Below are 24,178 nucleotides of genomic sequence, written 5' to 3' on the forward strand. Positions count from 1 at the left end.
AAATTTCGTGCATATATTCACTAAGTTAGAATCCTGACCTTCTCCCGCAGCGCCGGAAGAACGTTATCTGCGAACCATGGGTTTTTCTTCAGCCACCCGCTATTGCGCCAGGATGGATGCGGCAGCGGCAAAATTGCCGGACTGGTGCTTGCGACGAAGTAATCCTGCCAGTTCAGAACCGTCGCCGTCATGCCGCGCCGGCGCCGGTCACGAAGGTGATAGGCCTGAGCATATTGGCCGATCGTCAAGATCAGTTCGAGTTGCGGCATCGAGCGGAAAACGCGCTCGTGCCAGGTTTCCCTGCACTCGCGCCTTGGCGGCAGGTCGCTGCCATGCGCATCATAGCCGGGAAAGCAAAAGCCCATCGGCACGATGGCGAATTTGCCGGGATCATAGAAAGTCGTCCGGTCGACACCCAGCCACTCGCGCAGCCGGTCACCCGAAGGGTCATTGAACGGGATTCCAGAATTGTGCACGCGAATGCCGGGCGCCTGCCCGCAAATGGCAATGCGCGCCGTGGATGAAAGAATGCAGACCGGGTTTGGCTCATGCGGCAGCGCCGGGCCGTAGCGCGGAGCATCCCGGCAAATCCGGCACGTCTTGATCTCGGCCGAAAGCGCGCCAAGGTCTACGGCGGACATTGTCACGCCTTGGCGCTTGGCCGGCCGGATACCGCAACATGCCAACGGCGCAAATGCTCCAACTCCTCTGGTATCTGCAACTTGGCCGGCTTCAGGAAGTCTGTTGCAACGAGCAAGGTGATGTCGGCAATGGAGAATCGGCTCCCGGCAATGAACTCGTTCCGTCCCAGTTGGTCATCCATGATCTTCATATATTGCAAGGCCTTGGGCCGGTTTGCTTCGCCCCACGCGGGAACCTGTGGCACCTCCCATTCGATCATGGCGGGGTGGGTATGGCGGAAGGCGGCGGTGATCGCCGCCATGAGATAGAGCTCGACACGCCGGTTCCACATTTCCACCATGGCCTTGCCAAGTGCGCCGACGCCGAAGAGCGGAGGCTCCGGGTGCATCTCCTCGAAATAGCGGGAAATCGCCACTGACTCGGTCAGGATCGTGCCGTCATCGAGTTCGAGGATCGGCAGGCGCTGCAGCGGATTGAGCGCTGTGATCCTGGCGGACTTGTGCTCCATCGCTCCCATATCGATTGGAACCAGCGGCACCTCGATGCCCTTCTCGGCAAGGAAAATCCGCAATCGGCGCGGGTTGGGCGCTCGCCCTCCATCATAGAGTTTCACCACAGTCCTCCCAATAGCCGGCCGAGCCAGGCAAAAAGCTGATCGACGGGACCTGGCAAGGATTTCGGCGCTTGTTCGTTGGCAGCCGCCTCATGTTCCCTGCGCCAATCCTGCGGAGTCTCGAATTCAATGGCCCATAGACCCCGCCTCGCCCGTATCGCGCTCGCTTCAACGTCATGATAATCGCCATAAGCGACTGCCTGTCCAGCCTCGACCATAGCGCGATTGAGATTGATGCCACCTGAATAACAGGTGGCGAGCGTCCGGTCGTATTTGTCTTTCCCGGATGCCTCGCAGCGGACATCCCGTCCACCGACGAAGCCTATCAGCGCCTGACGCGAAGCATGCCCGCAGCCCGTCGCAGCCTGCCCATTCCCGCAATCCTGCGCAAGCTCCGGCGCATCGATCCCCTTGAGACGGATGCGATTGCCGGCAATCGAGACTGTGTCGCCATCGATGACGTATGCCCGTCCGGCTAACAATTCCGCAGGCGGACGCACGTTCAGCCGCGCCGCAAGCAGTGCCACAAGCGCGAAGAAGACAATCATCAGCGCGAAATCGAACGCACGGCGCCAAGGCGGGCGCTGCGCCCGGGCAGGCAGCGGCCATCGGCGGCGATACCTGCGATAGCTGCTCATTGGCGAACCGTAAGAGTTTTCGGCATCTGGCGCTCGTGCCTGGCTTCAATCATTCGAATCGCAGCAATGGGTTTGATTCTCTATTAATCATTTCTGAATAGGGTTGCGATGCAATGCTGCCGACAAGTGCAGATTTGGGCCATCTGGAACGAGGCATATGGCATCGCTCGACGCAATCTCAGCAGACAAGAACATTGTTGACCGGCGCAAGCTGCCGCGCAACAAGGACCTGTCGGCCGTCATGCGCGGTGCGCGTGACCAGTTGATGGAACGCGCCGGCGGCAACCATCTCGAGCGCGAATTGCTCTTCATGCACACGCGCGCCCTGATCGTGAACACGGCAACCTTCCCGCTCCTGATCGTCATGATCGCCGGTGTCGGCGTCTTCTCGGGTTTTGGCGGCAGCATCATCGTCTGGGCCCTGGTCACCATGGGCCTTTACATGCTTCTCGGCTTGCTGGCGCGCAGGCTGGCAAAGCGCGGCATCGCCAATCGCCACGTCCACAAATGGCAGATGATTTTTCTCGGCGGTCACTTCATGACCAGCATTGGCTGGGCCTATTTCGCCGTTCTCGATTGCGCGCCATGCGGCATCAGCTACTACCCGGTCGTCAAGGCCGTGGTGATCATCCTCGCAATGGCGATAACGGCCATCGTCACCTCCGCCTTGCGCGCCGCGATCCTTGCCGCTTTCACGCTGCCTGTCGTTGCCTATACGCTGCTTGCGGCCAAGCAACTCGGCAGTCCGCTATCGGCCATCATGGTGGTCATGCTGTTTGCCGGCCTCATCTTCTTCTACCTCGTAGCGCTCCGGCTTAACCAGTCCGTCGCCATAACGCTGGCTCTCCAGGCGGAAAAGGACGCGCTGATCGCTGAACTTGAAACAGCCAATGCCATGTCCGACGAAGGGCGCAGGCGCGCCGAAGAAGCCAACCTTGCGAAATCACGCTTCCTCGCCTCGATGAGCCACGAACTGCGCACGCCGCTCAATGCCATTCTCGGTTTTTCCGAAGTGATGGCCAAGGAAGTGCTTGGGCCGATCGAGAACGGCACCTACCGCGAATATGCAAGCGACATTCATGCATCCGGTGAGCATCTCCTCAATTTGATCAACGAGATTCTCGATCTGAGCCGCATCGAGGCTGGCCGGTACACGATCAACGAGGAGCCTTTGCTTCTCGCCGATATCGCCAATGAATGCATCCACATGATGAAGCTCAAGGCGCGCAACAAGGATATCACTATCGTTCCGCAGTTCGAGAAGGGCATGCTGCGCATCAAGGCCGACGAACGTTCGATCCGCCAGATCGTGCTCAATCTCATGGCCAATGCGATCAAGTTCACCCCGACCGGCGGGCGCGTCCACATCAAGGTTGGCTGGACAGCGGGCGGCGGTCAATATCTGACGATCCGCGACAATGGTCCGGGCATTCCGCCGGAGGAAATTCCCGTCGTCCTCTCGACGTTCGGTCAGGGCTCGATCGCCATCAAGAATGCCGAACAGGGAACCGGCCTCGGCCTTCCGATCGTCCAGGCCCTCGTCAACCTGCACGATGGCCAGTTCCACCTGTTCTCGAAACTGCGGGAGGGCACCGAGGCCCTTGCAACATTCCCGCGCAGCCGTGTCATTGCTGACGAGGCCAGGCACAGGGGCCACCCGCAGCGAAAAGCTGCTTAGAATACTCCACTTCAATTTATTGTCATTTGCCCTGGCGTGAGAGCGTCTGCATTGCTGGCGTTAACGCAACGAAATCAACGGGTAACCAATGAACGCCAACGGCAATGACCGCCCTCTCATCATCCCGGCGCTCGGCCGCATCTACCAGTCGCTCGGTGACCTTTCCGAGACGATCCTGCGTGTCGTCGCCGGTGCGGCGCTTATCGTCCACGGATCGGGCAAGATCGCCAATCCTCTCGGCGCAGTCGGCATGGTCGAGGGGCTCGGCTTCTACCCCGGCGTCTTCTGGTCGCCTCTCCTGGCTGCCACAGAGTTCTTCGGGGGCATTCTGCTCGTGCTCGGGCTACTGACGCGCCCCGCCGCCTTCGCAACGACGATCGTTCTTCTCGTCACCATCTACTACCACTGGATCGTGCAGGGACAGGGTTGGGGCGGCTCGGAAAAGTCGATCCTCTGGACGGCTATCCTGTTTTTCTTCGTCATTCGAGGCGCAAGCCGTCACTCGCTCGACGCGAGGATTGGCAAGGAATTCTAAAAAACGAAGGCCCGCTTGCGCGGGCCTATGTCAATCGCGGTTGCTGACGCCCGCCTGGTCGAAGGTCGCCATGCCGGAGTGGCAAAGCGCTGCGGCCTTGACGATGCCGGCGGCAAGCGCCGCGCCGGTGCCTTCGCCGAGCCGCATCCCGAGGTCGAGCAGCGGCTTCTTGCCGAGTTGTTCGAGAACCTTGCGATGGCCCGGCTCCGCCGAGACATGCCCGAAAAGGCAATGATCGATCGCCTGCGGATTGGCGCGGTGGAGGATCGCAGCGGCGGCAGTCGCAACATAGCCGTCGATGATAACGGGGATTTTCTCGACGCGCGCTGCGAGGATGGCGCCGACCATGGCAGCAATCTCGCGCCCGCCGAGCCGGCGCAGGAGTTCGAGCGGATCCTTGAGATGTGAGGCATGCAAGGCAACTGCCGTGCGGACAGCTTCGATCTTGCGACGCAGGCCCTCACCATCGGCGCCCGTGCCCGGGCCGACCCATTCTTCAGCCGTGCCGCCATAGAGGCCATGGAAGATCGCGGCGGCAATGGTCGTATTGCCAATGCCCATCTCACCGATGCAAAGAAGATCGGTGCCGCCGGCAATCGACTCCATGCCGAACGCCATCGTCGCCGCGCAGGTCTTCTCATCCATTGCCGCTTCCTCGGTGATGTCCGCGGTCGGATATTCGAGTGCGAGGTCGAAGACCTTCAGGCCGAGATCGTAGGCGATGCAAATCTGGTTGATTGCAGCGCCGCCCGCGGCAAAATTCTCGACCATCTGTGCGGTGACCGACGACGGATATGGCGAAACCCCCTTGGCGGTGACGCCATGATTACCGGCAAAGACCGCGACCAGCGGACGCGTGACCTGCGGGCGCGAACGGCCGGTCCATGCTGCGAGCCACTCAACGATCTCTTCCATGCGGCCAAGCGCGCCAGGCGGTTTCGTCAGCGTCGCATCGCGTTTGCGCACGGCCGCGACGGCGGCTTCGTCGGGTCCGGGCAATGTCTCGATCAGCGTGCGAAAATCGTCAAACGGCAGGCCAGTGGTCATGATGGTCCCTTGCGGTCAAGTCTTCATGGCAAATTAGAAGTCCACGTCCTATAAGCGCTGGATCGAAAAAGGCAAAGGTCAACACGCGCCACAGAGTGTCGCGGCTTCCATATTGAGAGGTGTGCGGCATGGATTTGCTCAACGAGACGATGCGGGCGCTCGCTTTCCTGTCGCGACTGCCGGTTTCGTCGCGCTGGTTCCGCGATTATGACGGCGCGCTGGCAAGTTCGGTGCGCGGCTTTCCCCTCGCCGGGATGATCATCGCCCTGCCCGCGGCGCTTGTGTTGTTGGTGACATGGTCGCTGTCGGCCTTTGCAAGCGCGCTGCTCGTCACCGCTGTCTTGGTCGTGACGACAGGCGCTTTGCATGAAGACGGCCTCGCCGACGTGGCCGACGGCTTTTATGGCGGAAACTCGCCGCAGCGCCGGCTGGAAATTATGAAGGATTCGGCAATCGGCTCCTATGGCACCCTCGCCCTTATCTTCAGTGTGCTCCTGCGTACTGCATTGCTTGCAACGGTCATCGGCGAAGTCGGATCTTTGCAGGCGCTCGCCGTTCTTATTGGAACCGAGGCCGCGAGCCGCGCTGCACTTGCAAAGTTCTGGCAGAGCCTGCCCTCGGCCCGTTCTGGCGGCGTTGCCGACCAGGCTGGCGTTCCGACCACAAATGCCGCCAATTCCGCCCTCGCCATAGGCGGCTTCGTGCTTGCGGTAGGCTATGGCTTTGCAGCCGGCGTGCTCGCAGTCATCGCCGCCGGCGCCTTGGCCACCCTTGCGTATTTCGGCTTTGCCGCTCTCTGCCGCGCAAAGATCGGCGGCCAGACCGGCGATACACTGGGAGCCCTGCAGCAGTTCGTCTCTATTTCCCTGCTGCTTGGGCTTGTCATTGTCCTCTGATAATACCAATTGTTGAAACATGAGCATCATCGAGTCACCGTGCATCCTCGTTTGCGCCATCGACATGAAGACCGGGTACTGCTTCGGTTGCGGTCGCACGCGCGAGGAAATCGGGGCATGGTCGACCTCTTCGCCGGAAGTCCGGCGCGCGATCATGGCGGTCCTGCCGTCCCGCCTCGAAACTGTCGAGCGGCGTCCCCGCCGCGAAACCCGCCGCAGCCGCATGGCGCGCGAGCGCGAAGAGGAGGCCTGACCAGCATGGGCCGGCTATTCTGGATTATCATTGCACTGGTCGGCGCAGCCTTGCTCCTTCTGATGGCCAACAGTGACGCCGGCTCGACCTTCGGCATGGCCAATGACGATTTTGCCCGCTTTGCCTATATGGGCATCTGGGGCATCGTGCTCGCCTCTGCGCTTCTCGGCTCAGGTATCCGGCTCGGCCATTTCCTGCGCAGCATGGCAATCTGGATCGTTATCATCCTCGCCCTCGTTGCCGGTTATCAATATCGCTATGAATTGCAGGATGTCGGCCATCGCATCACGGCCGGCCTTATTCCGGGCAGCCCGATCTCCAACCGTGATGCCGATGGTTTGATCACCGTGACGCTGGCGAAATCGGAAAGCGGTCATTTCGAGGTGCGCGGCGAGGTCAACGGCGCGACGGTGCCGTTCATGGTCGATACCGGCGCTTCCTCCATCGTCCTTTCGGCCGGGGATGCACGCCGTGCCGGCCTCGATCCTGACAAGCTCGCCTATGCCACGTCCGTGCTGACCGCAAACGGCATGGCGAAGACCGCCAACGTCACCCTGGACGAGGTCAAGATCGGCGCTATCGAGCGGCGCAACGTCCGCGCCATGGTGATTCAGGACGGCCGCATGGACGGCAGCCTGCTCGGGATGAACTTTCTCAACTCACTCAGCGGCTTTTCGATGCGCGGCGACCGGCTGGTACTTTCGGATTAGTCTCACTGCCGTCCGCAAGTACACTGGTGAATTCTGAAGGACGAGTGGGTCCTGAGAAAAGAGCCCGATGACGACGGCGATCGCCTCCTCCCGGTCACGCCGCCTCGGCGGCAGCGTTGCCGATGCCCTCATAGGCGCGGCGGATCACCGAGCTGTCGGCATCAACGCGATTGGCCTCCGTGGAAAGCATTTGACGCCACCGGCGCGCGCCGGGAGCGCCATGGAACATACCGACCATGTGCCGTGTGACGTGCGAGAGCCGTCCACCACGGGCAATATGCGTATCGGAATAGGCGCACATGTGGTCGATGATGCCTTCGATCGTCGGCGAAACCGTCGGCTCGCCATAGATCCTGCGGTCGACATCGAGGAGAAGCAGCGGATCCTGATAGGCCGCGCGCCCGACCATCACACCATCAACGTGCTGCAGGTGCCGTTCAGCCTCTGCGAGCGACTGGATACCGCCATTGATGCCAATGAATTTCGCAGGATTGTCCTGCTTCAGGCGATAGACGCGGTCGTAGTCGAGCGGTGGAATCTCGCGATTTTCCTTTGGCGAAAGGCCCTTGAGCCAGGCTTTGCGCGCATGCACCCACAAGGCATCCGCCCCTGCCGCAAAGACACGGCCCGTCAGATCGTCGAGGGCGGCTTGCGTGTCCTGGTCATCGACGCCGATCCGGCACTTGACGGTCACTGGTATCGCCACTGCCTGTTTCATCGCGTCGATGCAAGCCGCGACGATCTCAGGCGTTTGCATCAGGCAGGCGCCGAACGCACCCGACTGCACGCGGTCCGACGGGCAACCGACATTGAGGTTGATTTCCTTGTAGCCCATGGCCTCGCCGATGGCTGCCGCCTGCGCCAGCTTCGACGGGTCCGATCCGCCAAGCTGCAGCGCAACAGGATGCTCCTCGGCGTCGAAACCGAGGATTTTTTCGCGCTTGCCGTGGATGGCAGCATCAGCGACGACCATTTCGGTATAGAGCAGCGCGCGGCGCGTGAACTGGCGATGCAGCATTCTGCAATGCCGATCGGTCCAGTCGATCATCGGGGCCACGGCGAAGATATTTTCTCCGCTGGCATAGAGGTTTGCCATCAAATTCATCCAGGTCGTTAAGTTGAGCGCACGCCTTTTAGGGCCTTGCGCCTTCGCGGCTCTTTACCACGCCCTGCAGCGCAAGGTCCATCACCGGCTATTTAGCGCAGGATCAGCGCTGGACAAGGCTCAAACCGTATCCAATGCGCTGATTGCCGTCATGATGCGGTCCTGATCGGCGGTGGAAAGCGGCAAGATGGGCAGCGGCGGCTTTGTGGTCGCAAGCCCCATGGCATTTGCCGCGGCATGAACCACCCGATAGCTCGAAAGCTCCTTGAACAAGGCAAAGAGGGGCGCGAATAGGCCATCTATGCGCTCGACCTCGGCGACATTACCGACCTTTGCGGCACGCGCCAGTTTCAGCGATGGTACCGGCAGCAGCCCGGCAACCACGCTGTACCACGCGGCCCCGCCGGCAAGCAGCGCCCCCGGCGCATTCCAGTCGCCGCTATAGCCAATGGCAAACCCGACAGGGAGTTGGGCCTCAAGCGCTTGGTGCACCGCTCGCATCTCCGGTAAAGGCTGCGCGGGATTTTTCACTGCCACGATATTCGGTACCGCGGCCATGCGTGCGAGCAGGGCATTGCTGATCGTAAAATGCGTGGTGCCCGGATTGTTGTAGACGCACAGGGGAAGATCGGTGGCGCCGGCGACGCCACTATAATGCTGAAGCACTTCGTCATCGGTCAGCGGGGTATAGGAGACCGGGGCGAGAAGAAGGCCGTCTGCACCCGCACGCTTGGCGTCGCGCGCGAGATCCTCGGCGTCGCCCGTCCTCAAGGCGCCGGCGCTGACGATCACGGGCACCCGCCCGCCGAGACATTCCCTCGCCGCCTCGATCGTCCGGCGTCTTTCAGCACGCGAAAGGTACATGTAGGAACCGGTACTGCCGAGAAGGCCGACAGAATCGACGCCGGCGCGCTCCAGCCGCTCCAGCAGCCTGCAAAGCGATTCGACGTTAACGTGCCCGCTCTCATCTGCAGGCGTAATCGGAAATGCGGACAGACCATGGAACAGCAAAGTTTTTCCCTCGGTTGAATCAACCTGAATTCGTTAAGACTGATCGTCTTAATACATCGATATACAATGAACATGTATGAAAACCAGGCGGATTTAGCCGTTAATGCACTCCGGGACATCCAATTCAGAGACTAAAGTCTAATTTTGCCTAATTCTTTATCGTGTTACGCAAAGCCCTATTGTTTGGGCAATTGCGCCCCGACGAAACCAAGTCATTACCCCGCGTGTCAAAACCGCAACAGCGATTTCCGAACCGGCGGTTCGATTGCATATCGATTTTGCGTGATCAAACGAACAGGAATATCCCTGCTGCGGGGACACGAGCTTTGGTATCAACTTGATCGGAGAACCGATAATGCGAATAAAGAGCTTCCTCCTTGGTTCCGCTGCAGCGCTGGTTGCAGTTTCAGGAGCACGCGCCGCCGACGCGGTTGTCGTGGCGGAACCCGAACCCGTCGAATATGTGCGGGTTTGCGATGCTTATGGCACGGGCTTCTTCTATATTCCGGGAACGGAAACCTGCCTCAAGGTAAGCGGCTATGTCCGCTATGACGCACAGGGGGGTGACGACGTCTATAATGGCGGCCCGCTCGGCACCTGGGCCAAGCACACGCGCGCCGAGGTTCGCTTCGACGCCCGTTCCGAGACAGAACTCGGCACCTTGCGTTCCTACATCCAGTCGCGCTTCGACTTTACCGATGGTTCGGATGACGGCGCCAGCCTCCCGCAGGCGTTCATCGAGCTCGGCGGCTTTCGTGTCGGCGTTGCCGATGAAATCTTCGGCGCTTGGAACGGCTACGCCGGCGATATCATCAATGACGACGTGATCAACTACAACAGCTGGCAGAGCAACCAGGTGAGCTACACGTTCACAGGGGCAGACGGTTTCTCGGCCATCGTCGCCGCTGAACAGGGCTCGGTGCACGACGATTATCCCGACTACGTCATCGACAACTACATGCCGCATGTCATGGCCGGCGCCAAGTACGAGCAGGGTTGGGGAACGCTGTCCGGTATCGTCGGCTACGATTCCAACGTCGAGGCCTTTGCCGCCAAGGCGCGCCTCGATGTTAACCTCACCGATACGTTCAAGGTCTGGGGCATGGGGGCCTACCAGTCCGACTACGACTCCACGCGCGAGGAACGCAACTTCCTGACGCCGTGGCAGGGCGACTGGGCCGCCTGGGCCGGTTTTGCTGCAAAGCTTTCCGACAAGGCGACGGTCAACGGTCAGGGTGCGTACGCATCTGAGGGGACCTACGCCTTTGCCCTCAATGTTGCCTACGAACTTGTACCTGGTTTCACGATCACGCCGGAAATCAACTACACCAAGTTCGAGGACTTCCGTCAGGGCGACGGCACACTCGTCAACGACGATGCCCTCGGTGGCATCGTCCGCTTCCAGCGGAATTTCTGATCGCCTGACACAAAAAATCCGGAGGCAAACGCCTCCGGATACCTCTACGACAAAGCTGCAATCAAATCTGGTCCGAAACCGCAGCGACTGCTGCCGATTTTCGCAAAAGCGCCACGAGTTCATCGCCCGCGTCGGCGACCGGACCTGAATTGTCGATCATAACGGCATTTTCCGGATCGCATGGATTGGGCGCGGCCCGCATCAAGCGACGCTCGATCTCCTCGGCGCTTTCGCGCCCGCGCGCCGCAAGGCGGTGCGCCAGAACCTCAGGCGAAGCCGTAATATGGACCACCAGGAAATTGGCGTAGGCCGATTTCAGATCGGGGAGAATGCCGCGCGATACATTGGCGATCGCGACCCCGCCCCGTTCGATCTCGTGATCGACTGATTTCGGCAAGCCGTAGTAAAGCCCATGGGCGAACCAGTCGTGGCAGAACGCTCCTTCGCGCTTGGCCGTCAAAAACGCGTCCTCGCTCAGTGTATCGTGGTCCTCCGCATCGACCGCCGAAGGCCGGGTGACCACGCGGCGGACGAAATGGAATCCCGGCTCATTGGCGAGCGCAGCGCGGGCATAGTCGATAATCGTATCCTTGCCGGCCCCGCTCGGCCCGACAACCGCAACGAAGGCGCCGTTGCGCAAAGGCGCGGGCCCCACTTCGAGTGCGCGTTCGATCATTGCGGCGGCCATCATACGACCCGGCGGCCTTCGCGCCAGACAGTGCGGACCACGGGAATGTGCTCATCGACGCGAACGCGCACGAGGTCGGCGCGCTTGCCGATCTCGATGACGCCGCGGTCGTCAAAACCAACCGCCTCAGCCGGGTTCTTGGTGACGAGGCGCACCGAATCCGGCAGCGATATGCTGTCCGCGGTCTCGCTCAGCATGAAGGTCGACTGGATCAGGCTGAACGGAATGTAGTCGGACGACAAAATGTCGAGATAACCGTGCTCCACGAGTTCGCGCGCCGAGACGTTGCCGGAATGCGAGCCGCCGCGCACGACATTGGGCGCACCCATCAGGACGGCAAGGCCGGCGCGCTTGGACGCAGCCGCCGCCTGGAGCGTCGTTGGAAACTCGGCAACGTGGATGCCCTGCTCGATGGCCTCGTCCACGTGCGCTTGCGTCGCATCGTCGTGGCTGGCGAGAACGATGCCACGCGCGCGGCATTTTTCTGCCAGCGCCTCGCGCTGCGGGCCCGAATACTGCGCGGACTCGCCCATGCGTTTCTCGCAATACAACTCGAAATCGCGGTCGCTGAGCTTCAGCTTGCGCTGGTAATAATAGGCGTAGGTTTCGAGATCGACGAACTGGCGCTGCCCCGGCGCATGGTCCATCAACGATGCGAGCCGCACACGGCTGTCATTCTCGAACAGTTGAAAACTTTCAAGGCAATCCGGCGCCGATACTTCACAGCGCAGATGCAGATAGTGATCGGCTCTCAACCGGCCCTCATGAACGCTGTTCTCTATTGCGTCGCCGAGCTTGCGCATTTCCGGCGCCGAAAGGTCCGCATCCTCATCCATGCCGACGCGCAGCGCATCGAGAACAGTCGTAATGCCGGAGGTGGCGATCTGCGCATCGTGGGCAAGGACAGCCGCGATCGGGTTCCAGCGTACCCGCGGGCGCGGGAGATAATGCCCCTCGAGGTGATCGGTATGGAGTTCCACCAGGCCGGGTATGAGATAGTCGCCGCCGAAATCCTCGCCGCCGGATGCCGTTCCTTCCGCAATGTCGGCTATCTTGCCGTCACGCACCAGGACGGAACCGGTGATGACTTCGTTTTCGAGGACGATTTTCGCATTATTCAAGATCAGTTCGGCGGACATTTCAGGCAGACTTTCTACGGTTCGTTCCAGCAAGCGGGTGCAGTGAGTTGATTTCAAAAGGAGATCCGGGTTGGGCCTCGGTAAATAGAGCAAGATTGTTGATCTCGACCGGCTCTTCGAGAACCGGCTCGAGGAATTCACCGAGGATGCGCTCAATTCTTGGCTGGTCGGCCTCCGGTACCGGACCGGTCAGGGTCATGTGAAAACGGAACTCCTCGAACACGTAGGGATAGCCCCACTGTTCGAGATTGCGTTGCTCTGATACCGAAAGCGCATCGGGATTGCGCCGCTTGATCTCCTGCTCGCTTGGAGCGGCGCGGAAGCGATCGAAGGCGACGACAATATCGTTTGCCAACTGGTTGAGGCGGTCAAGCGGCTCGCTCGGAACAAGCGCGAAGAAACCGCCAAGGCAGCGAATTTCAAGTTTTGGAATTTCGACCGGATCGACCGAGGAGGCAAAATGCATCATGGCGGAAAGCAGTTCGCGCTCTTCAAGCCCCTCCGCCAGACGGAAAGGCGCTTTCAGCGTCGCATGGAAACCGTAGCGGCGTGGCGAGTCGGTAAGCTGCGCGAAGTCCGCCGGATCGAGCCCGCGAATATGCGGGACCTTCACCGCTTGCCCGCTGAAGGCATTGCGGCCGAGCCAATTCGCCGCGACTTTGAGAAGCGGGTCGCTGGCCGGCGGCGTGAAGTAGATCGCATAGCGCATGTCAGTGTGATTCCCTAAAAACAGTCTCGCGTTACACTCCAATTATGACAAGCTTTGTATCACTTGGGATCTGCGGATCGACAATCTAGTGCTGCTTTCCAGTCAGGCGCGAGCGCAGTGCGTTGGAAATATTGTCGAAGATGAAGATGACGATGAGAATGAGCACGACCATATAGGCGACATTATGCCAGTTGGTGTTGGTGCGCATCGCCTCCCACAGCTTGAGGCCGATGCCGCCCGCACCGACGGCGCCGATGATCGTCGCCGAGCGCGTGTTCGATTCCCAGAAGTAGAGCGCCTGGCTGGCGAATACCGGCAGGACCTGCGGCACGACGCCATAGCGTTGCACGTTCACCGGCGATGCACCCACGGATTTGACACCCTCGCGCTGCTTGTCATCGATGTTTTCCAGCGTCTCCGAATAGACCTTGCCGAGCGTGCCCGTATCGGTGAAGAAGATCGCGGCGATACCGGCAAGCGGCCCCGGACCGAAGGCGCGGGTGAAGAAAAGTGCCCAGATCAGCATGTCCACCGAGCGCAGGAAATCGAAGAAGCGCTTGGTAATCTGGTTGGCGAAGAAATTCGGCATGATGTTGCGAGCCGCAACAAACGCGAGCGGAAACGCGATGATCGTTGCAAGCAAGGTGCCGATGAAGGCCATGACGATTGTCTGCAGGAGCTTGGTCCAAACGTCGCCATGCTGCCACGATGAATTGTACCAGATGTTATCGAAGGCAAGCGCTGCATTCGACATCTCAGGCTTGATGCGCTCGCCGCTGGTGATCATCGACATCACTTCGCCGAACGACTTGCCCCAGAATGGCGAGGCGGTATCGAAGACGAAATTGGCCCATCCGAGGAAGCGCCGGCTCACCACGACACGCTCGGGAATGATATCCGCCTGCCCGGCAAAGCCGAAATTCACCGTAACCTGGTCCTCCTTCAGCTGTGCCCATTTCGGCAAGGTCCCTTGCGGCTTGGCGCCGTTCGGTTCGAGCAGGATCGTCAGGCTTTCGCTTCCCCGCGTCGCAATCACACGCTGGGCGTTGATATCGAGCGACTTGCTGGAGCCGAAGCGGATCGACACGTCATTGCCGTTCTTGATCACCCAATCCGGATTGGGATTGTTGCCAAGCTCGGAAAAACGCGGATAGGAAACTGTTGTCGCCTCCGGGCTCATCTTGACGGTCGCCCTGACCGCGTAGGAGACCCAGTCGCGCGCATAAATTTCGGCGCGCTGCCACTGCCCGCTCGCGAGCACGGTGCCGATCGAAAAGAACCACCAGCAGTAGACGACGTAAAGAACGATGCCGGCAGCGATGAACAGCGGCAGGAAGCGCTTCCACACGGGCGGGTTGAAGACCTCCGGGTGACGGCTTTCGTAATCGGCAATGGCGGCAGCGGACAGGGCGGTCATGACTGTTTGCCTCCAAAGGCGAAGGCCTGCTTGCCGACGAGACGGCGGCGCAGCCAGGCGGAAAACTGATCGACGGCGATGATCGTCACCAGCAGCAGAAGGACGATGGCAAGCGTCTTTGCCTGGTGGCCGCGGCCGATCGACAGGCGCAGTTCCTCGCCGATGCCGCCGCCGCCGACCGCGCCGATGATCGTCGAGGCACGCACATTGATTTCAAGGCGAAGCAGCGCATAGGACATGAAATTGGGCATCACTTGCGGCACGATGCCGAAACCGACCCGTTCGAACCAGTTGGCGCCGGCGGCGCGCAAACCCTCATCCGGTTTCATGTCGGCATTCTCGACGACTTCGAAGAAAAGCTTGCCGAGCGCGCCGATCGTATGGATGGCCACGGCGAACATGGCGGGTATGGCGCCGAGCGAGAGGATTGCGGCGAAGAAGCCGGCGATAACGATCTCTGGGAACGCGCGCAGGATCTCCATCGTCCGGCGCACGACGCCGCGGATGAGCCGGTTCTTGACGAGGTTCTTGGCGGCAAGGAAGCAGAGCAGGAAGCCGAAGATGAAGCCGACAAGCGTCGAAAGGATCGCGATATTGAGGGTCTGCAGCATCTTGTAGAAATATTCCGGGAAGTAGAACCCGCCGAACAGATAGACCCGGCCTTCCGGATAATCGTATTTAAGGCTGCCGTCGTAATATGGTGACGGCAGATCGAACAAGGCCCGCCACACTTCCCAGCCGTCGCGCGGAACGAGATCGCCCGCAAACTCGAAGAAGTGCGGCAGACGGTCGAAGAACTTGCCGGCGTTTGAGTCGTTGGCGAACCACAGGGACCCGGCGACCGCCACGAGCAGACCAATGCCGATCAGCCATGAATAGGCACGCCGGCGCGTCGCAAGCTCCAGCCAGTGGCGTTCTATCTCGATACCGTCGGGCGACAGGGTGGTGGTCGTAGCCTGGCTCATCAACCGATCCTTAGTGAGCACAAAAATTCACGGCCAGAACCTTGAGGGAACTGGCCGTGATCGTTGGATGGCTATCAGCCGCCGATCTGCGCCTTGCGGGCGTCGATGATCGGCTGGTAGAACTGCGCGTTAACTTCCGTGTAGCCCTTGCGGTCGCCACCGGTCGAAGAAGCCGCGGCGAAGCAGGCCGGATCGGTCTTCGGAAGGTTCATCAGATATTCCTTGTACTTGGCGATCGTGTCCTTGTTCATTGATGAACGAACAACGGTCGGACCGTTCGGAATAAGCGGCGACTTCCACAGTTCGACAAAATCCTTCATGTCGATCAGGCCCTTGTCGACCATCTTGCGCAGATTGCCGGAAGAGTATCCCTCTTCGAACTTGCCTACGCCCGAGCCAAAGGTCGTGCCGGCGTCGAACTTGCCGTCCTTGACGGCGAGAACGAGGTTTTCATGACCGCCGCCGAAGCCGGTTTCACCGAAGTAATCCTTGACCGAAGCGTTGATGTCCTTCGGCAGCGAGGTAACGGGGATGAGGTAGCCAGAGGTGGAATCCGGATCGGCAAAGCCGAGCTTCTTGCCCTTCATGTCGGCAAGAGTCTTGATGCCGCTGTCCTTGCGGGCAATCATGATCGAATAATAGCCGGTCGAACCGTCGGTCTGGACGTCGGTCAGGATCGGTTCGACTGCCTTCGGATTGGTCAGATAGATCTTGGCATATCCGGATGCACCGAGTTCAGCAGCATCGAGCGTGCCGCCGAGGAGACCCTGAATGACGCCGTCATAGTCGGTTGCCGGGAAGAGCTTGACTTCCTTGACACCGAGGACCTTGGGCAACTGGTCGACCACGCACTGGTAGTTGCGCAGGCGGTCTGCTTCGTTTTCGCCGCCGATCAGACCGATGCGGAATGTTTCGAGGTTTTCGGCACGCGCCATCGAACCGGCCAGCATGGCGCCGATTGCGATTGCACTAAGAAGGGCTTTCTTGAACATGGTTCTCTCCTGTCAAACGTCGATATGAGTTTGCGATCAGTTTCATTAGTGGCCCGTATCGTGGGCGAGCCGATCTCGGTGCGCTCAACGCGCGGCCAGAACGGCCTCCAGCTCTGAAATCGGCTTGGGTGTGCCGCGGCTGATACTTGTGGAAGTGATTGCCTCCGAAAAAGCATCCTTCATGCCGTCTGCGCCGTAGATGCGGCGCGCGGCAAGTTCGGTGAGATCGTCGGGTCCGCCGTCAAAGACAACCTTGCCTCCCTGCATGCCGATGATACGCTGGCAGAAATGGCGGGCCGTATCGAGTGTGTGCAGATTGGTGATGACCGTCAGGCCCTCGCGCTCATTGATGTCGCGCAACGACTCCATCACCACCTGAGCATTGCGCGGGTCGAGCGAGGCGATCGGCTCGTCGGCAAGAACAACTTTGGGATTCTGCATCAGCGCGCGGGCTATCGCGACGCGCTGCTGCTGACCCCCGGAGAGCGTTCCGGCCCGCTGCAGCGCGGTCTTCGCGATGTCGAGGCGCTCCAGCGCCGCAATCGCCATCGCACGCTCCTCGCGCGAAAACATGCCGAGCAGGCTCTTGATCGTCGAGCGATGATTGAGGCGACCGAGCAAAACATTGGTCAGAACGTCGAGGCGCGGCACCAGATTGAACTGCTGGAAGATCATGGCGCAATCGCGCTGCCAGTTGCGCAAGGCGGCGCCCTTCAACTGCGCAACATTGGTGCCTTCAAAGAGGATCGCACCTTCCGAGGGATCAACGAGACGGTTGATCATACGAAGCAACGTCGACTTGCCGGCGCCGGAACGGCCGATGATGCCTACCATCTGACCCTGGGGAATCTCCAGGCTGACATCGTCGATGGCAGTGAACTTGCCAAAGCGGCGCGTCACGTTTTCAATCTTCAGCATAAGCAGGTCCCTATTGGCGCTGCACTGTCCTAGGACACGGATGTGAACGTGCGATGTCGTTTTTGTTGCAGCCGAATGACAACTTGATGTCAGTCCGTTAACCCTATCGCTCGTTCGATTTAGACCGCGTGTTTCTCAAGGAACGCCTCGATGGAGAGCGAGCGAAAATCATCGAGCGCAGAGCGCAACTTAGCGTGGTCCCAATCCCACCAGGCAACGACCTGCAGTTGTTCAGCCGTTTTTCGGTCGAAACGATCACGAATTTTGTGTGCCGGAACGCCGCCAACGATCGTGTAGGGGTCCACGTCCTTCGTGACCACCGCCCCTGCCCCGATTACCGCGCCGTCGCCAACGGTGACGCCCGGCAGCACGGTCGCGCCATGGCCGATCCAGACATCATGGCCGATCGTGACCGTATTGGTGCGCCGCCAGTCGAAAAATTGCTCGTCAACCGTGCCATCGTCCCAATAGTCGCCCGAACGATAGGTGAAATGGTGCAGCGTCGGCCGCCACGTCGGATGGTTGGGAGCGTTGAGGCGAACGCTCGAAGCTATATTGGCGAATTTGCCGACCTTGGCGCACCAGGCAGATCCGTCCTGCATGATGTAGGACTAGTCGCCGAAGCTCGATTCGCTGAGGCGGCAGCGCTCGGCAACTTCCGTATAGCGGCCGAACGCGCAGGCTTCGACGCTCGCCGTCGGATGGATCAGTGGCGTTTCCGAGAGTTCGTCATGCCGCAACTCCGCCTGCGGTCGAAAAGGCCGTGACATCGATGATCCGGTCGGCAACGGCCTCGCGCACGTCCTCGTCGTGAAAGATGCCGAGCATGGCGACGCCCGCGGCCTTCTTGGCCTCGATCATAGACACAACGACGCTGCGGTTCCTGGCGTCGAGCGATGCTGTCGGCTCGTCGAGCAGCAGGACCGGATGATCGGTAATGAAGCCGCGCGCAATGTTGACGCGCTGCTGCTCGCCGCCGGAGAAGGTGGCGGGCGGCAGCGCCCACAGCCGTTCGGGGAGATTGAGTCCCGAGAGCAGCACCGCCGCCTTTTCGCGGGCTTCGCCGCGCTTGACGCCGCGAGCAACGAGCGGCTCGGCGACAACGTCAAGCGCCGAAACGCGTGGCACGGTGCGCAGGAACTGGCTGACATAGCCGACCATTTCGCGGCGGATACCGAGCATGGTTCGCGGATCGGCCGAGGCAATATCCACAAGGCGGTCGCGGTAGGGAACGATGATCTGGCCCTGATCCACGGCATAATTGCCGTAGATCATTTTCAGGATCGAACTCTTCCCGGCGCCGGAAGGGCCGCCAAGAACGGCGCACTCGCCGGCCTTGATCGAGAATGACACGTTGGTGACCACCGGCAAGCGGATGCCGTCACGCAGGTGCATGGTGAAACTCTTGGCGACATCGGAGACAACGAGAGGCGTTGGCATGATCTTCTCCTAGACCTGCAGGATGGATGAAACGAGAAGCTGGGTGTAAGGCGCTTGCGGATCGTCGAGGACCCGATCGGTGAGGCCGGTTTCGACGATATGGCCGTCCTTCATCACCATCATGCGGTGCGAAAGCAGCCGCGCGACGGCAAGATCATGGGTGACGACGATTGCCGCAAGGCCAAGGTCGCTGACGAGGCCCCGCAAAAGGTCGAGCAACCTCGCCTGCACCGACACGTCCAGTCCACCGGTCGGCTCGTCCATGAAGATCAGGCGCGGGTTGGTTACGAGGTTGCGCGCGATCTGCAGGCGCTGGCGCATACCGCCGGAGAAGGCGCGCGGCTCGTCATCGATGCGGTCGGCGGCGATTTCCACCCGCCCGAGCCAATCGGTCGCCGTCGAGCGGATGCGGCCATAGTGCCGGTCGCCGACCGCCATCAGCCGCTCGCCGACATTGGCGCCGGCCGAGACGGTCATGCGCAAGCCATCGGCCGGGTTCTGGTGCACGAATCCCCAGTCGGTGCGCATTAACAACCGCCGCTCGGCTTCGCTGAGGCGGTAAAGATCGCGGAACTGGCCCTCCCTCATGCGGTATTCGACAGAACCTGCCGAAGGCGCAAGCCGGGTCGCCAGACAGTTCAGAAGCGTGGTCTTGCCGGAACCGGATTCGCCGACGATGGCCAGCACTTCGCCCGGCCACAGTTCGAACGAGACATTCTGGCAGCCGATCCGGCTTCCATAGAATTTCGAGACTGCATTGACTTTGAGAAGTGGTGTATCGCTCATTCTGCTGCCTCCGCCGGATTGGCCGAAAGATGGCCGCAATGGCCATGCGCCTGCCGGTCTTCACAAAAATCCGTATCCGAGCACACGAACATGCTGCCGCCCTTGTCGTCGAGGATCACCTCGTCGAGGTAGGTACCCCTGGCGCCGCACAGCGCGCAGGGCTCGGAAAAGCTCTGGATTTCAAATGGATGATCTTCGAAGTCGAGGCTGACGACTTCCGTGTAGGGCGGAACCGCATAGATGCGCTTTTCGCGTCCTGCACCGAATAGTTGCAGCGCCGGCGAGCGATGCATCTTCGGATTGTCGAACTTCGGCGTCGGCGACGGGTCCATGACATAGCGCCCTTCGACCTTTACCGGGTAGGCATAGGTCGTCGCTATGTGGCCGTGGCGGGCGATGTCCTCGTAGAGCTTCACATGCATCAGGCCGTATTCTTCGAGCGCATGCATTTTCCGGGTTTCCGTCTCGCGCGGCTCGAGGAAGCGCAGGGGCTCAGGAATCGGCACCTGATAAACGAGGATTTGGCCCGCGGTGAGCGGTGTTTCCGGAATGCGGTGCCGCGTCTGGATGATCGTTGCTTCCGTTGTGCTGGTCGTGACACGGACATTTGCGGTCTTCTGGAAAAAGGCGCGGATCGATACGGCGTTGGTGGTGTCGTCGGCGCCCTGGTCGATAACCTTCAGCCTGTCATCGGGTCCGATGACTGCCGCGGTCACCTGCACGCCGCCCGTGCCCCAGCCGTAGGGCATCGGCATTTCGCGCGAGGCGAAAGGCACCTGGTAGCCCGGAATGGCAATGGCCTTCAGGATGGCGCGGCGGATCATCCGCTTCGTCTGCTCGTCGAGATAGGCAAAGTTGTATGTTGCGAGTTCGGTCATTCTGCTGTCTCCTGGACGTCGCGGCGTTCGTGTTCGGCCCGCATCCGGCGCACCAGGTCGAGTTCGGCCTGGAAATCCACGTAATGCGGCAGCTTCAAATGCTCGACAAAGCCGGTCGACTGGACATTATCGCTGTGGGAAATGACGAATTCCTCGTCCTGGGCGGCGGCGGTAACATCCTCGCCGAGCTCCCTCGCCCGCAATGCGCGATCGCAGAGCGACATCGACATCGCCTTGCGCTCGCTCTGGCCGAACACCAGGCCATAGCCGCGGGTGAACTGCGGCGGCTGCTTGGCCGAACCCTTGAACTGGTTGACCATCTGGCATTCGGTCAGGCGGATGCGCCCGAGGGTCAGCGGGAAATCGAGTTCCGCGACTTCAAGTTCGACCTCGACTTCGCCGATGCGGATTTCGCCAACGAAGGGATGGCTGCGGGCATAGCCCCGCTGTGTGGAATAGGCGAGACCGAGCAGAAAACCCTCGTCGCCGCGGGCAAGCGCTTGTAGGCGCAGATCGCGCTCAAGCGGAAAGGCGAGCGGCTCGCGGGTCAGATCGCCAGGCGCTGTCCCTTCCGGCAACTCGCCATCCGTCTCGATCATGCCGTGATGGCCGAGAATGTCGGTGACGCGCGGTGCAGGCTCGTGCGTTTCCTCCACCCGCTCCTCCGGCGCTTCGACCGCGGCATCGGCGGCGAGCTCGGGATCGAGCAGGCGGTGCGTATAATCGAATGTCGGCCCGAGCAACTGTCCACCCGGCAGGTCCTTGAACGTTGCGGAGATGCGCCGTTCTATCGCCATTGCCGCGGTTTCGACGGGGAGCGTATAGCCAAAACGCGGCAGCGTCGTGCGATAGGCGCGGACGAGGAAGATTGCCTCGATCATGTCGCCCCGCGCCTGCTTGATGGCGAGGGCCGCAAGTTCGAGATCGTAAAGCGATCCCTCGGCCATGACGCGGTCGACGCCGAGTGCCAGTTGTTCGACGATCTGGTCGAGCCGTATCGACGGCACGGAGCGATCACCCCTGCGCTTGTCGGCAAGAAGCTTGTGGGCATTGCGGATGGCGGTTTCGCCGCCTTTGACTGCAACATACATGGACTTACGCCTCCTTCTTCGCAACGCGTGTCGTGCGCGGCAGGGCGGCGAGCGCTTCCCGTCCGGCGAAGATCAGATCGATGCCGCGCGGAAAGGCGGCGCGATTGCCCGTCCATTGATCGATGAACATTTTCGGCAGCTGGCTCGGCGCGAAGTCCTGCGTATCCTTGATACCGGGTCCACGGAGGGTGAGGACGTTCTCGCCCTCAAATCCATCGAGCTGCAAGATCACCGTCGTCGACCGGTCGGGATATTCCGACGTTCCCTTGGCAAAGGCTTCGAAGGACGGCATTGCGGCGACGTCTTTCACCAGCGCGAATTGCGCAGCCGCCGGATCGGAGACGAGTTCGAGACCGGTATGAAATTTCAGCCAGCCGATGGCTTCCTTCGAGGCGCTGATCGACTTGTCGCACCAGACCGTGGCATCGTGGTCGAACAGCGTGGCGGCGATCGCCGCCATTACCGGCGTCAACGGGGCCGGCGCTGCGACGAGTTCCGGCACGTCAAAGACGCGGCCGGGATTGGCCATGGCATCCATCAGCGCCCGGAAAATCTGCTGCGCTCCCATGACCGGATTGGCGAAGCCGCCCTCAAAAACCTGAGTATTCGTGCTCATCAGTCTTCCCCTCGCACCATTGTGAAGAAATCGACCTTGGTCGCTGCCGTCTCGGCGCGCTTGGTCCTGAGTTCCTCGTCGAGCCGCTGCGCGATTGGCGCAAGGACGGTCTTTTCGACCACGTCGCGCTTGGCATCGTCTTGCCAAAGCGCATCAAAGACGGCGGCAAGGCGGACCTTTTCGCCCTGGCGACCGAGCGCATAAGCGTGGCCGACGGCGCCGCTGCCGAGCCGCACGGTCGCGCGGGTCACAGTCGCTTCCCCGAGATTGAACGGAGCTCCCGACCCGCCGATGCGTCCGCGAACCATGACGAGGCCCGTTTCGGGCCCGCGCAAGGTCTCGACTTCCGGCTTGTCGGTCCAGACGGACCAGAAGCGGGTCATCTCATCGGCGGTCGCCTGGGCGAGCAAGGCCATGGCGGCCTTGCGCCCGGCATCGGCGGTCGCCGACATTTCCTGAAAATCTCTGGTCATTGACACCTCGCTCAAACTTGTCTATTCGTCTATACAACTAGACAATAAATCCATCTATAGGGATGGTCAATGACAGGAGCATGACAAAGCGTGACTTCAGCGCGATTCATTACGCGAAACAGCGGTGTCGCCATCTGGCGGCAGATTGCCGACCAGATCCGCGGCGACATCACGGCGGGGAGAATGGCGAGTGGCGCACGCATGCCGCCCGAAATCGAACTGGCCGCGCGATTTTCCGTCAATCGCCACACCATCCGAAGCGCAATTGCCGCGCTTACGAAGGAAGGCGTGCTGCGCGCCGAGCAGGGGCGAGGCACATTTGTCGCCAACAGCCGCAAGCTGATCTACCGCATCGGCGAGCGCACGCGGTTCTCGCAGATCCTCGCAACGCAGGTGCGCGAGACCAAGGGCGTATTGCTCTCTTACCGCACCGAAGCGGCGACGCCCGAAATTGCCGCGGCGCTTGGCATGCCGGCAGGAGACGTCGTTCGTATCGACACGCTGCACACGGCGGATGGCAACCCTGTCACCTGCTCGACGGCCTGGTTCGATGCCGCGCGCGTGCCGAACGCCGCCGAGGACTACCGTTCATCCGGATCGATAACATTTGCGCTAAAGGCTGCGGGAATAGACGATTATCTGCGCAAGTCGACGATTATCGCGGCAAGACATGCCGATGCCGACGACCTGCGCCACCTGCAACTGTCGCCGGGGGCGATCGTGCTCGTTGCGACTGCGATCAATGTCGATATGGATGGCCGTCCGGTCGAATATGCCAAGACCCGCTTCGCCGCCGACCGCATGGAAATTGCGATCGACAACAAGGCGCTTTGATCTACCACATGGTCTTGGCTGCACGCTGCGGCCATTCGCGGTCATAGGCCTCGCCGCCGACACGGTCTTCGCTGAGAGCGGCGAGCACCTGGCCGGGGGTCGGAAACTCTTTCGGCGAGCGATGATTCTTCGAATTCCAAAGTTCGGAGCGGATCAAGGCGCGGGCGCACTGGAAATAGGCCTCCTCCACCTCGACGACCATCACCGATCGCGGCGCTTTTTCTTCTACGGCGAAGCTGTCGAGCAACGTCCTGTCCGTATCGAGGAAGGCGCGGCCATTGACGCGGAACGTCGTGTTGACCCCCGGGATCAGGAAGAGCAGCGCGACGCGCGGGTCGCGGACGATATTGCGCAGCGAGTCGACCCGGTTGTTGCCTCGGCGGTCGGGGATCATCAAGGTACGATCGTCATGGATGCGGACAAATCCCGCCAGATCGCCGCGCGGCGAGCAATCGAGCCCCTCCGGGCCGGATGTCGCCAGGGCCACGAACGGCGAGCCTTCGATGAGGCGGCGATACTCCGGCGTGATTCGGTCGGTGACCTTCGCCGTCGATGCCTCGGCAACACCGCTGTAGATCGCCTCGAGTTGTTCGATCGACGTGATGCGCGACATTCGATTCTCCGTGCAAATATGGCGCGGCTACCATTGCATTATTAAGCAAATATGACAGCCCCTGCCCCCGGAAC

General features: G+C 60.8%; 29 protein-coding genes. 7 read left to right on the forward strand and 22 right to left on the reverse strand.

Features of this window, described 5'->3' with window-relative positions; all coding sequences use genetic code 11:
• Window positions 1-20 precede the first annotated feature (20 nt).
• From HQ945_RS09975 to HQ945_RS09985, 3 genes are read right to left on the reverse strand one after another with little or no spacing between them, the layout of a single operon-like run.
• Window positions 21-641, reverse strand: coding sequence for a uracil-DNA glycosylase family protein (locus tag HQ945_RS09975; RefSeq protein ID WP_091922026.1), 621 nt, complete (start codon window positions 639-641; stop codon window positions 21-23).
• Window positions 642-643: 2 nt separating this feature from the next.
• Entirely contained in the window at window positions 644-1,255 is a 612-nt protein-coding gene (locus tag HQ945_RS09980) for a glutathione S-transferase (RefSeq protein WP_091922028.1), read from the reverse strand.
• Window positions 1,252-1,893: a thermonuclease family protein gene (locus HQ945_RS09985; RefSeq protein WP_113280585.1), complete on the reverse strand. Its 642-nt coding sequence runs from the start codon at window positions 1,891-1,893 to the stop codon at window positions 1,252-1,254. The genes HQ945_RS09980 and HQ945_RS09985 overlap by 4 nt, the downstream gene beginning before the upstream one ends.
• A gap of 157 nt (window positions 1,894-2,050) precedes the next feature.
• Here HQ945_RS09985 and HQ945_RS09990 point away from each other — a divergent pair, with 157 nt between their 5' ends.
• Entirely contained in the window at window positions 2,051-3,571 is a 1,521-nt protein-coding gene (locus HQ945_RS09990; protein WP_113280584.1) for a sensor histidine kinase, read from the forward strand.
• A gap of 88 nt (window positions 3,572-3,659) precedes the next feature.
• Window positions 3,660-4,106 carry a DoxX family protein gene (locus HQ945_RS09995; RefSeq protein WP_027231719.1) on the forward strand — a complete coding sequence of 149 codons (447 nt, stop codon included), beginning with the start codon at window positions 3,660-3,662 and terminating at the stop codon, window positions 4,104-4,106.
• A gap of 30 nt (window positions 4,107-4,136) precedes the next feature.
• On the opposite strand, the gene cobT is transcribed toward HQ945_RS09995, so the two are convergent.
• Window positions 4,137-5,156 (reverse strand): nicotinate-nucleotide--dimethylbenzimidazole phosphoribosyltransferase, encoded by a 1,020-nt coding sequence (cobT, locus tag HQ945_RS10000; protein ID WP_027231720.1) that lies wholly within the window; start codon window positions 5,154-5,156, stop codon window positions 4,137-4,139.
• 125 nt (window positions 5,157-5,281) lie between these two features.
• Here cobT and cobS point away from each other — a divergent pair, with 125 nt between their 5' ends.
• The 3 genes from cobS to HQ945_RS10015 are packed head-to-tail and all read left to right on the forward strand — an operon-like array spanning window position 5,282 to window position 7,012.
• Window positions 5,282-6,049 (forward strand): adenosylcobinamide-GDP ribazoletransferase, encoded by a 768-nt coding sequence (cobS, locus tag HQ945_RS10005; protein ID WP_174208061.1) that lies wholly within the window; start codon window positions 5,282-5,284, stop codon window positions 6,047-6,049.
• Between the two features lie 19 nt (window positions 6,050-6,068).
• A complete protein-coding gene (locus tag HQ945_RS10010) occupies window positions 6,069-6,302 on the forward strand; it encodes a DUF1289 domain-containing protein (RefSeq protein ID WP_113280582.1) in 234 nt (77 codons plus the stop codon).
• 5 nt (window positions 6,303-6,307) lie between these two features.
• Window positions 6,308-7,012 carry a TIGR02281 family clan AA aspartic protease gene (locus HQ945_RS10015; protein WP_174208062.1) on the forward strand — a complete coding sequence of 235 codons (705 nt, stop codon included), beginning with the start codon at window positions 6,308-6,310 and terminating at the stop codon, window positions 7,010-7,012.
• Window positions 7,013-7,106: 94 nt separating this feature from the next.
• Here HQ945_RS10015 and dusA read toward each other — a convergent pair whose 3' ends face one another.
• Window positions 7,107-8,108, reverse strand: coding sequence for a tRNA dihydrouridine(20/20a) synthase DusA (gene dusA / locus HQ945_RS10020; protein ID WP_246272638.1), 1,002 nt, complete (start codon window positions 8,106-8,108; stop codon window positions 7,107-7,109).
• Between the two features lie 129 nt (window positions 8,109-8,237).
• Window positions 8,238-9,128, reverse strand: a complete 891-nt coding sequence (locus tag HQ945_RS10025) for a dihydrodipicolinate synthase family protein (protein WP_113280580.1) — start codon at window positions 9,126-9,128, stop codon at window positions 8,238-8,240.
• Between the two features lie 355 nt (window positions 9,129-9,483).
• Between HQ945_RS10025 and HQ945_RS10030 the strand changes: the two genes are divergently transcribed.
• A complete protein-coding gene (locus HQ945_RS10030; protein ID WP_174208063.1) occupies window positions 9,484-10,545 on the forward strand; it encodes a porin in 1,062 nt (353 codons plus the stop codon).
• Between the two features lie 61 nt (window positions 10,546-10,606).
• Here the strand turns inward: HQ945_RS10030 and phnN are convergent, their stop codons facing one another.
• The 15 genes from phnN to phnG form a co-directional block, all read right to left on the reverse strand.
• A complete protein-coding gene (gene phnN, locus HQ945_RS10035) occupies window positions 10,607-11,221 on the reverse strand; it encodes a phosphonate metabolism protein/1,5-bisphosphokinase (PRPP-forming) PhnN (protein ID WP_343051206.1) in 615 nt (204 codons plus the stop codon).
• A gap of 11 nt (window positions 11,222-11,232) precedes the next feature.
• Window positions 11,233-12,372, reverse strand: a complete 1,140-nt coding sequence (locus HQ945_RS10040) for an alpha-D-ribose 1-methylphosphonate 5-triphosphate diphosphatase (RefSeq protein ID WP_113280578.1) — start codon at window positions 12,370-12,372, stop codon at window positions 11,233-11,235.
• A 1-nt stretch (window position 12,373) separates the two neighbouring features.
• Window positions 12,374-13,081, reverse strand: a complete 708-nt coding sequence (locus HQ945_RS10045) for a DUF1045 domain-containing protein (RefSeq protein WP_113280577.1) — start codon at window positions 13,079-13,081, stop codon at window positions 12,374-12,376.
• Window positions 13,082-13,166: 85 nt separating this feature from the next.
• Window positions 13,167-14,498 carry a phosphonate ABC transporter, permease protein PhnE gene (gene phnE / locus HQ945_RS10050; RefSeq protein WP_113280576.1) on the reverse strand — a complete coding sequence of 444 codons (1,332 nt, stop codon included), beginning with the start codon at window positions 14,496-14,498 and terminating at the stop codon, window positions 13,167-13,169.
• A complete protein-coding gene (gene phnE / locus HQ945_RS10055; protein WP_091922052.1) occupies window positions 14,495-15,463 on the reverse strand; it encodes a phosphonate ABC transporter, permease protein PhnE in 969 nt (322 codons plus the stop codon). The genes phnE (HQ945_RS10050) and phnE (HQ945_RS10055) overlap by 4 nt, the downstream gene beginning before the upstream one ends.
• A 74-nt stretch (window positions 15,464-15,537) precedes the next feature.
• Window positions 15,538-16,455, reverse strand: coding sequence for a phosphonate ABC transporter substrate-binding protein (phnD, locus tag HQ945_RS10060; protein ID WP_027231732.1), 918 nt, complete (start codon window positions 16,453-16,455; stop codon window positions 15,538-15,540).
• 84 nt (window positions 16,456-16,539) lie between these two features.
• Entirely contained in the window at window positions 16,540-17,373 is an 834-nt protein-coding gene (phnC, locus tag HQ945_RS10065; protein WP_091945371.1) for a phosphonate ABC transporter ATP-binding protein, read from the reverse strand.
• A gap of 119 nt (window positions 17,374-17,492) precedes the next feature.
• Window positions 17,493-17,975 carry a DapH/DapD/GlmU-related protein gene (locus tag HQ945_RS10070; protein WP_174208064.1) on the reverse strand — a complete coding sequence of 161 codons (483 nt, stop codon included), beginning with the start codon at window positions 17,973-17,975 and terminating at the stop codon, window positions 17,493-17,495.
• Window positions 17,976-17,984: 9 nt separating this feature from the next.
• On the reverse strand, window positions 17,985-18,113 hold the full coding sequence (locus HQ945_RS23190; RefSeq protein ID WP_425500637.1) for a hypothetical protein: 129 nt from the start codon (window positions 18,111-18,113) through the stop codon (window positions 17,985-17,987).
• A complete protein-coding gene (gene phnL / locus HQ945_RS10075) occupies window positions 18,103-18,813 on the reverse strand; it encodes a phosphonate C-P lyase system protein PhnL (RefSeq protein WP_113280573.1) in 711 nt (236 codons plus the stop codon). The genes HQ945_RS23190 and phnL overlap by 11 nt, the downstream gene beginning before the upstream one ends.
• A 9-nt stretch (window positions 18,814-18,822) precedes the next feature.
• Window positions 18,823-19,599, reverse strand: coding sequence for a phosphonate C-P lyase system protein PhnK (gene phnK / locus HQ945_RS10080; RefSeq protein ID WP_113280572.1), 777 nt, complete (start codon window positions 19,597-19,599; stop codon window positions 18,823-18,825).
• Entirely contained in the window at window positions 19,596-20,477 is an 882-nt protein-coding gene (locus HQ945_RS10085; RefSeq protein WP_113280571.1) for an alpha-D-ribose 1-methylphosphonate 5-phosphate C-P-lyase PhnJ, read from the reverse strand. The genes phnK and HQ945_RS10085 overlap by 4 nt, the downstream gene beginning before the upstream one ends.
• The gene (locus tag HQ945_RS10090; RefSeq protein ID WP_113280570.1) at window positions 20,474-21,568 is read right to left on the reverse strand and encodes a carbon-phosphorus lyase complex subunit; all 1,095 of its coding nucleotides are present in this window, start codon (window positions 21,566-21,568) and stop codon (window positions 20,474-20,476) included. The genes HQ945_RS10085 and HQ945_RS10090 overlap by 4 nt, the downstream gene beginning before the upstream one ends.
• Window positions 21,569-21,572: 4 nt before the next feature.
• Window positions 21,573-22,184 (reverse strand): phosphonate C-P lyase system protein PhnH, encoded by a 612-nt coding sequence (gene phnH / locus HQ945_RS10095; RefSeq protein WP_113280569.1) that lies wholly within the window; start codon window positions 22,182-22,184, stop codon window positions 21,573-21,575.
• Complete coding sequence (gene phnG / locus HQ945_RS10100; RefSeq protein WP_113280568.1) at window positions 22,184-22,657, reverse strand: phosphonate C-P lyase system protein PhnG; 474 nt, start codon at window positions 22,655-22,657, stop codon at window positions 22,184-22,186. Before phnG ends, phnH begins: the two co-directional genes overlap by 1 nt.
• A 90-nt stretch (window positions 22,658-22,747) precedes the next feature.
• Between phnG and phnF the strand changes: the two genes are divergently transcribed.
• Window positions 22,748-23,491: a phosphonate metabolism transcriptional regulator PhnF gene (gene phnF / locus HQ945_RS10105; RefSeq protein WP_027231741.1), complete on the forward strand. Its 744-nt coding sequence runs from the start codon at window positions 22,748-22,750 to the stop codon at window positions 23,489-23,491.
• 1 nt (window position 23,492) lies between these two features.
• Here phnF and HQ945_RS10110 read toward each other — a convergent pair whose 3' ends face one another.
• The gene (locus HQ945_RS10110; RefSeq protein WP_113280567.1) at window positions 23,493-24,104 is read right to left on the reverse strand and encodes a pyridoxamine 5'-phosphate oxidase family protein; all 612 of its coding nucleotides are present in this window, start codon (window positions 24,102-24,104) and stop codon (window positions 23,493-23,495) included.
• Window positions 24,105-24,178: the final 74 nt, after the last annotated feature.

The organism is Phyllobacterium pellucidum, from assembly GCF_013327855.1.
In the GTDB taxonomy this organism is placed as follows: Bacteria; Pseudomonadota; Alphaproteobacteria; order Rhizobiales; family Rhizobiaceae; genus Phyllobacterium; species Phyllobacterium pellucidum.

Bases quoted from the DNA above. Each gene is read 5' to 3' on its own strand.
- phnL (WP_113280573.1), bottom strand. From the start codon at position 18,813: ATGCCAACGCCTCTCGTTGTCTCCGATGTCGCCAAGAGTTTCACCATG.
- HQ945_RS09975 (WP_091922026.1), bottom strand. From the start codon at position 641: ATGTCCGCCGTAGACCTTGGCGCGCTTTCGGCCGAGATCAAGACGTGC.
- HQ945_RS10030 (WP_174208063.1), top strand. From the start codon at position 9,484: ATGCGAATAAAGAGCTTCCTCCTTGGTTCCGCTGCAGCGCTGGTTGCA.
- HQ945_RS10040 (WP_113280578.1), bottom strand. From the start codon at position 12,372: ATGTCCGCCGAACTGATCTTGAATAATGCGAAAATCGTCCTCGAAAAC.
- HQ945_RS10090 (WP_113280570.1), bottom strand. From the start codon at position 21,568: ATGTATGTTGCAGTCAAAGGCGGCGAAACCGCCATCCGCAATGCCCAC.
- phnG (WP_113280568.1), bottom strand. From the start codon at position 22,657: ATGACCAGAGATTTTCAGGAAATGTCGGCGACCGCCGATGCCGGGCGC.
- phnK (WP_113280572.1), bottom strand. From the start codon at position 19,599: ATGAGCGATACACCACTTCTCAAAGTCAATGCAGTCTCGAAATTCTAT.
- HQ945_RS10110 (WP_113280567.1), bottom strand. From the start codon at position 24,104: ATGTCGCGCATCACGTCGATCGAACAACTCGAGGCGATCTACAGCGGT.
- phnD (WP_027231732.1), bottom strand. From the start codon at position 16,455: ATGTTCAAGAAAGCCCTTCTTAGTGCAATCGCAATCGGCGCCATGCTG.
- HQ945_RS09990 (WP_113280584.1), top strand. From the start codon at position 2,051: ATGGCATCGCTCGACGCAATCTCAGCAGACAAGAACATTGTTGACCGG.
- phnE (WP_091922052.1), bottom strand. From the start codon at position 15,463: ATGAGCCAGGCTACGACCACCACCCTGTCGCCCGACGGTATCGAGATA.
- cobS (WP_174208061.1), top strand. From the start codon at position 5,282: ATGGATTTGCTCAACGAGACGATGCGGGCGCTCGCTTTCCTGTCGCGA.
- HQ945_RS09985 (WP_113280585.1), bottom strand. From the start codon at position 1,893: ATGAGCAGCTATCGCAGGTATCGCCGCCGATGGCCGCTGCCTGCCCGG.
- dusA (WP_246272638.1), bottom strand. From the start codon at position 8,108: ATGGCAAACCTCTATGCCAGCGGAGAAAATATCTTCGCCGTGGCCCCG.
- HQ945_RS10045 (WP_113280577.1), bottom strand. From the start codon at position 13,081: ATGCGCTATGCGATCTACTTCACGCCGCCGGCCAGCGACCCGCTTCTC.
- HQ945_RS10010 (WP_113280582.1), top strand. From the start codon at position 6,069: ATGAGCATCATCGAGTCACCGTGCATCCTCGTTTGCGCCATCGACATG.
- HQ945_RS10070 (WP_174208064.1), bottom strand. From the start codon at position 17,975: ATGCAGGACGGATCTGCCTGGTGCGCCAAGGTCGGCAAATTCGCCAAT.
- phnE (WP_113280576.1), bottom strand. From the start codon at position 14,498: ATGACCGCCCTGTCCGCTGCCGCCATTGCCGATTACGAAAGCCGTCAC.
- HQ945_RS10015 (WP_174208062.1), top strand. From the start codon at position 6,308: ATGGGCCGGCTATTCTGGATTATCATTGCACTGGTCGGCGCAGCCTTG.
- phnN (WP_343051206.1), bottom strand. From the start codon at position 11,221: ATGATCGAACGCGCACTCGAAGTGGGGCCCGCGCCTTTGCGCAACGGC.
- HQ945_RS09995 (WP_027231719.1), top strand. From the start codon at position 3,660: ATGAACGCCAACGGCAATGACCGCCCTCTCATCATCCCGGCGCTCGGC.
- HQ945_RS10085 (WP_113280571.1), bottom strand. From the start codon at position 20,477: ATGACCGAACTCGCAACATACAACTTTGCCTATCTCGACGAGCAGACG.
- phnC (WP_091945371.1), bottom strand. From the start codon at position 17,373: ATGCTGAAGATTGAAAACGTGACGCGCCGCTTTGGCAAGTTCACTGCC.
- phnH (WP_113280569.1), bottom strand. From the start codon at position 22,184: ATGAGCACGAATACTCAGGTTTTTGAGGGCGGCTTCGCCAATCCGGTC.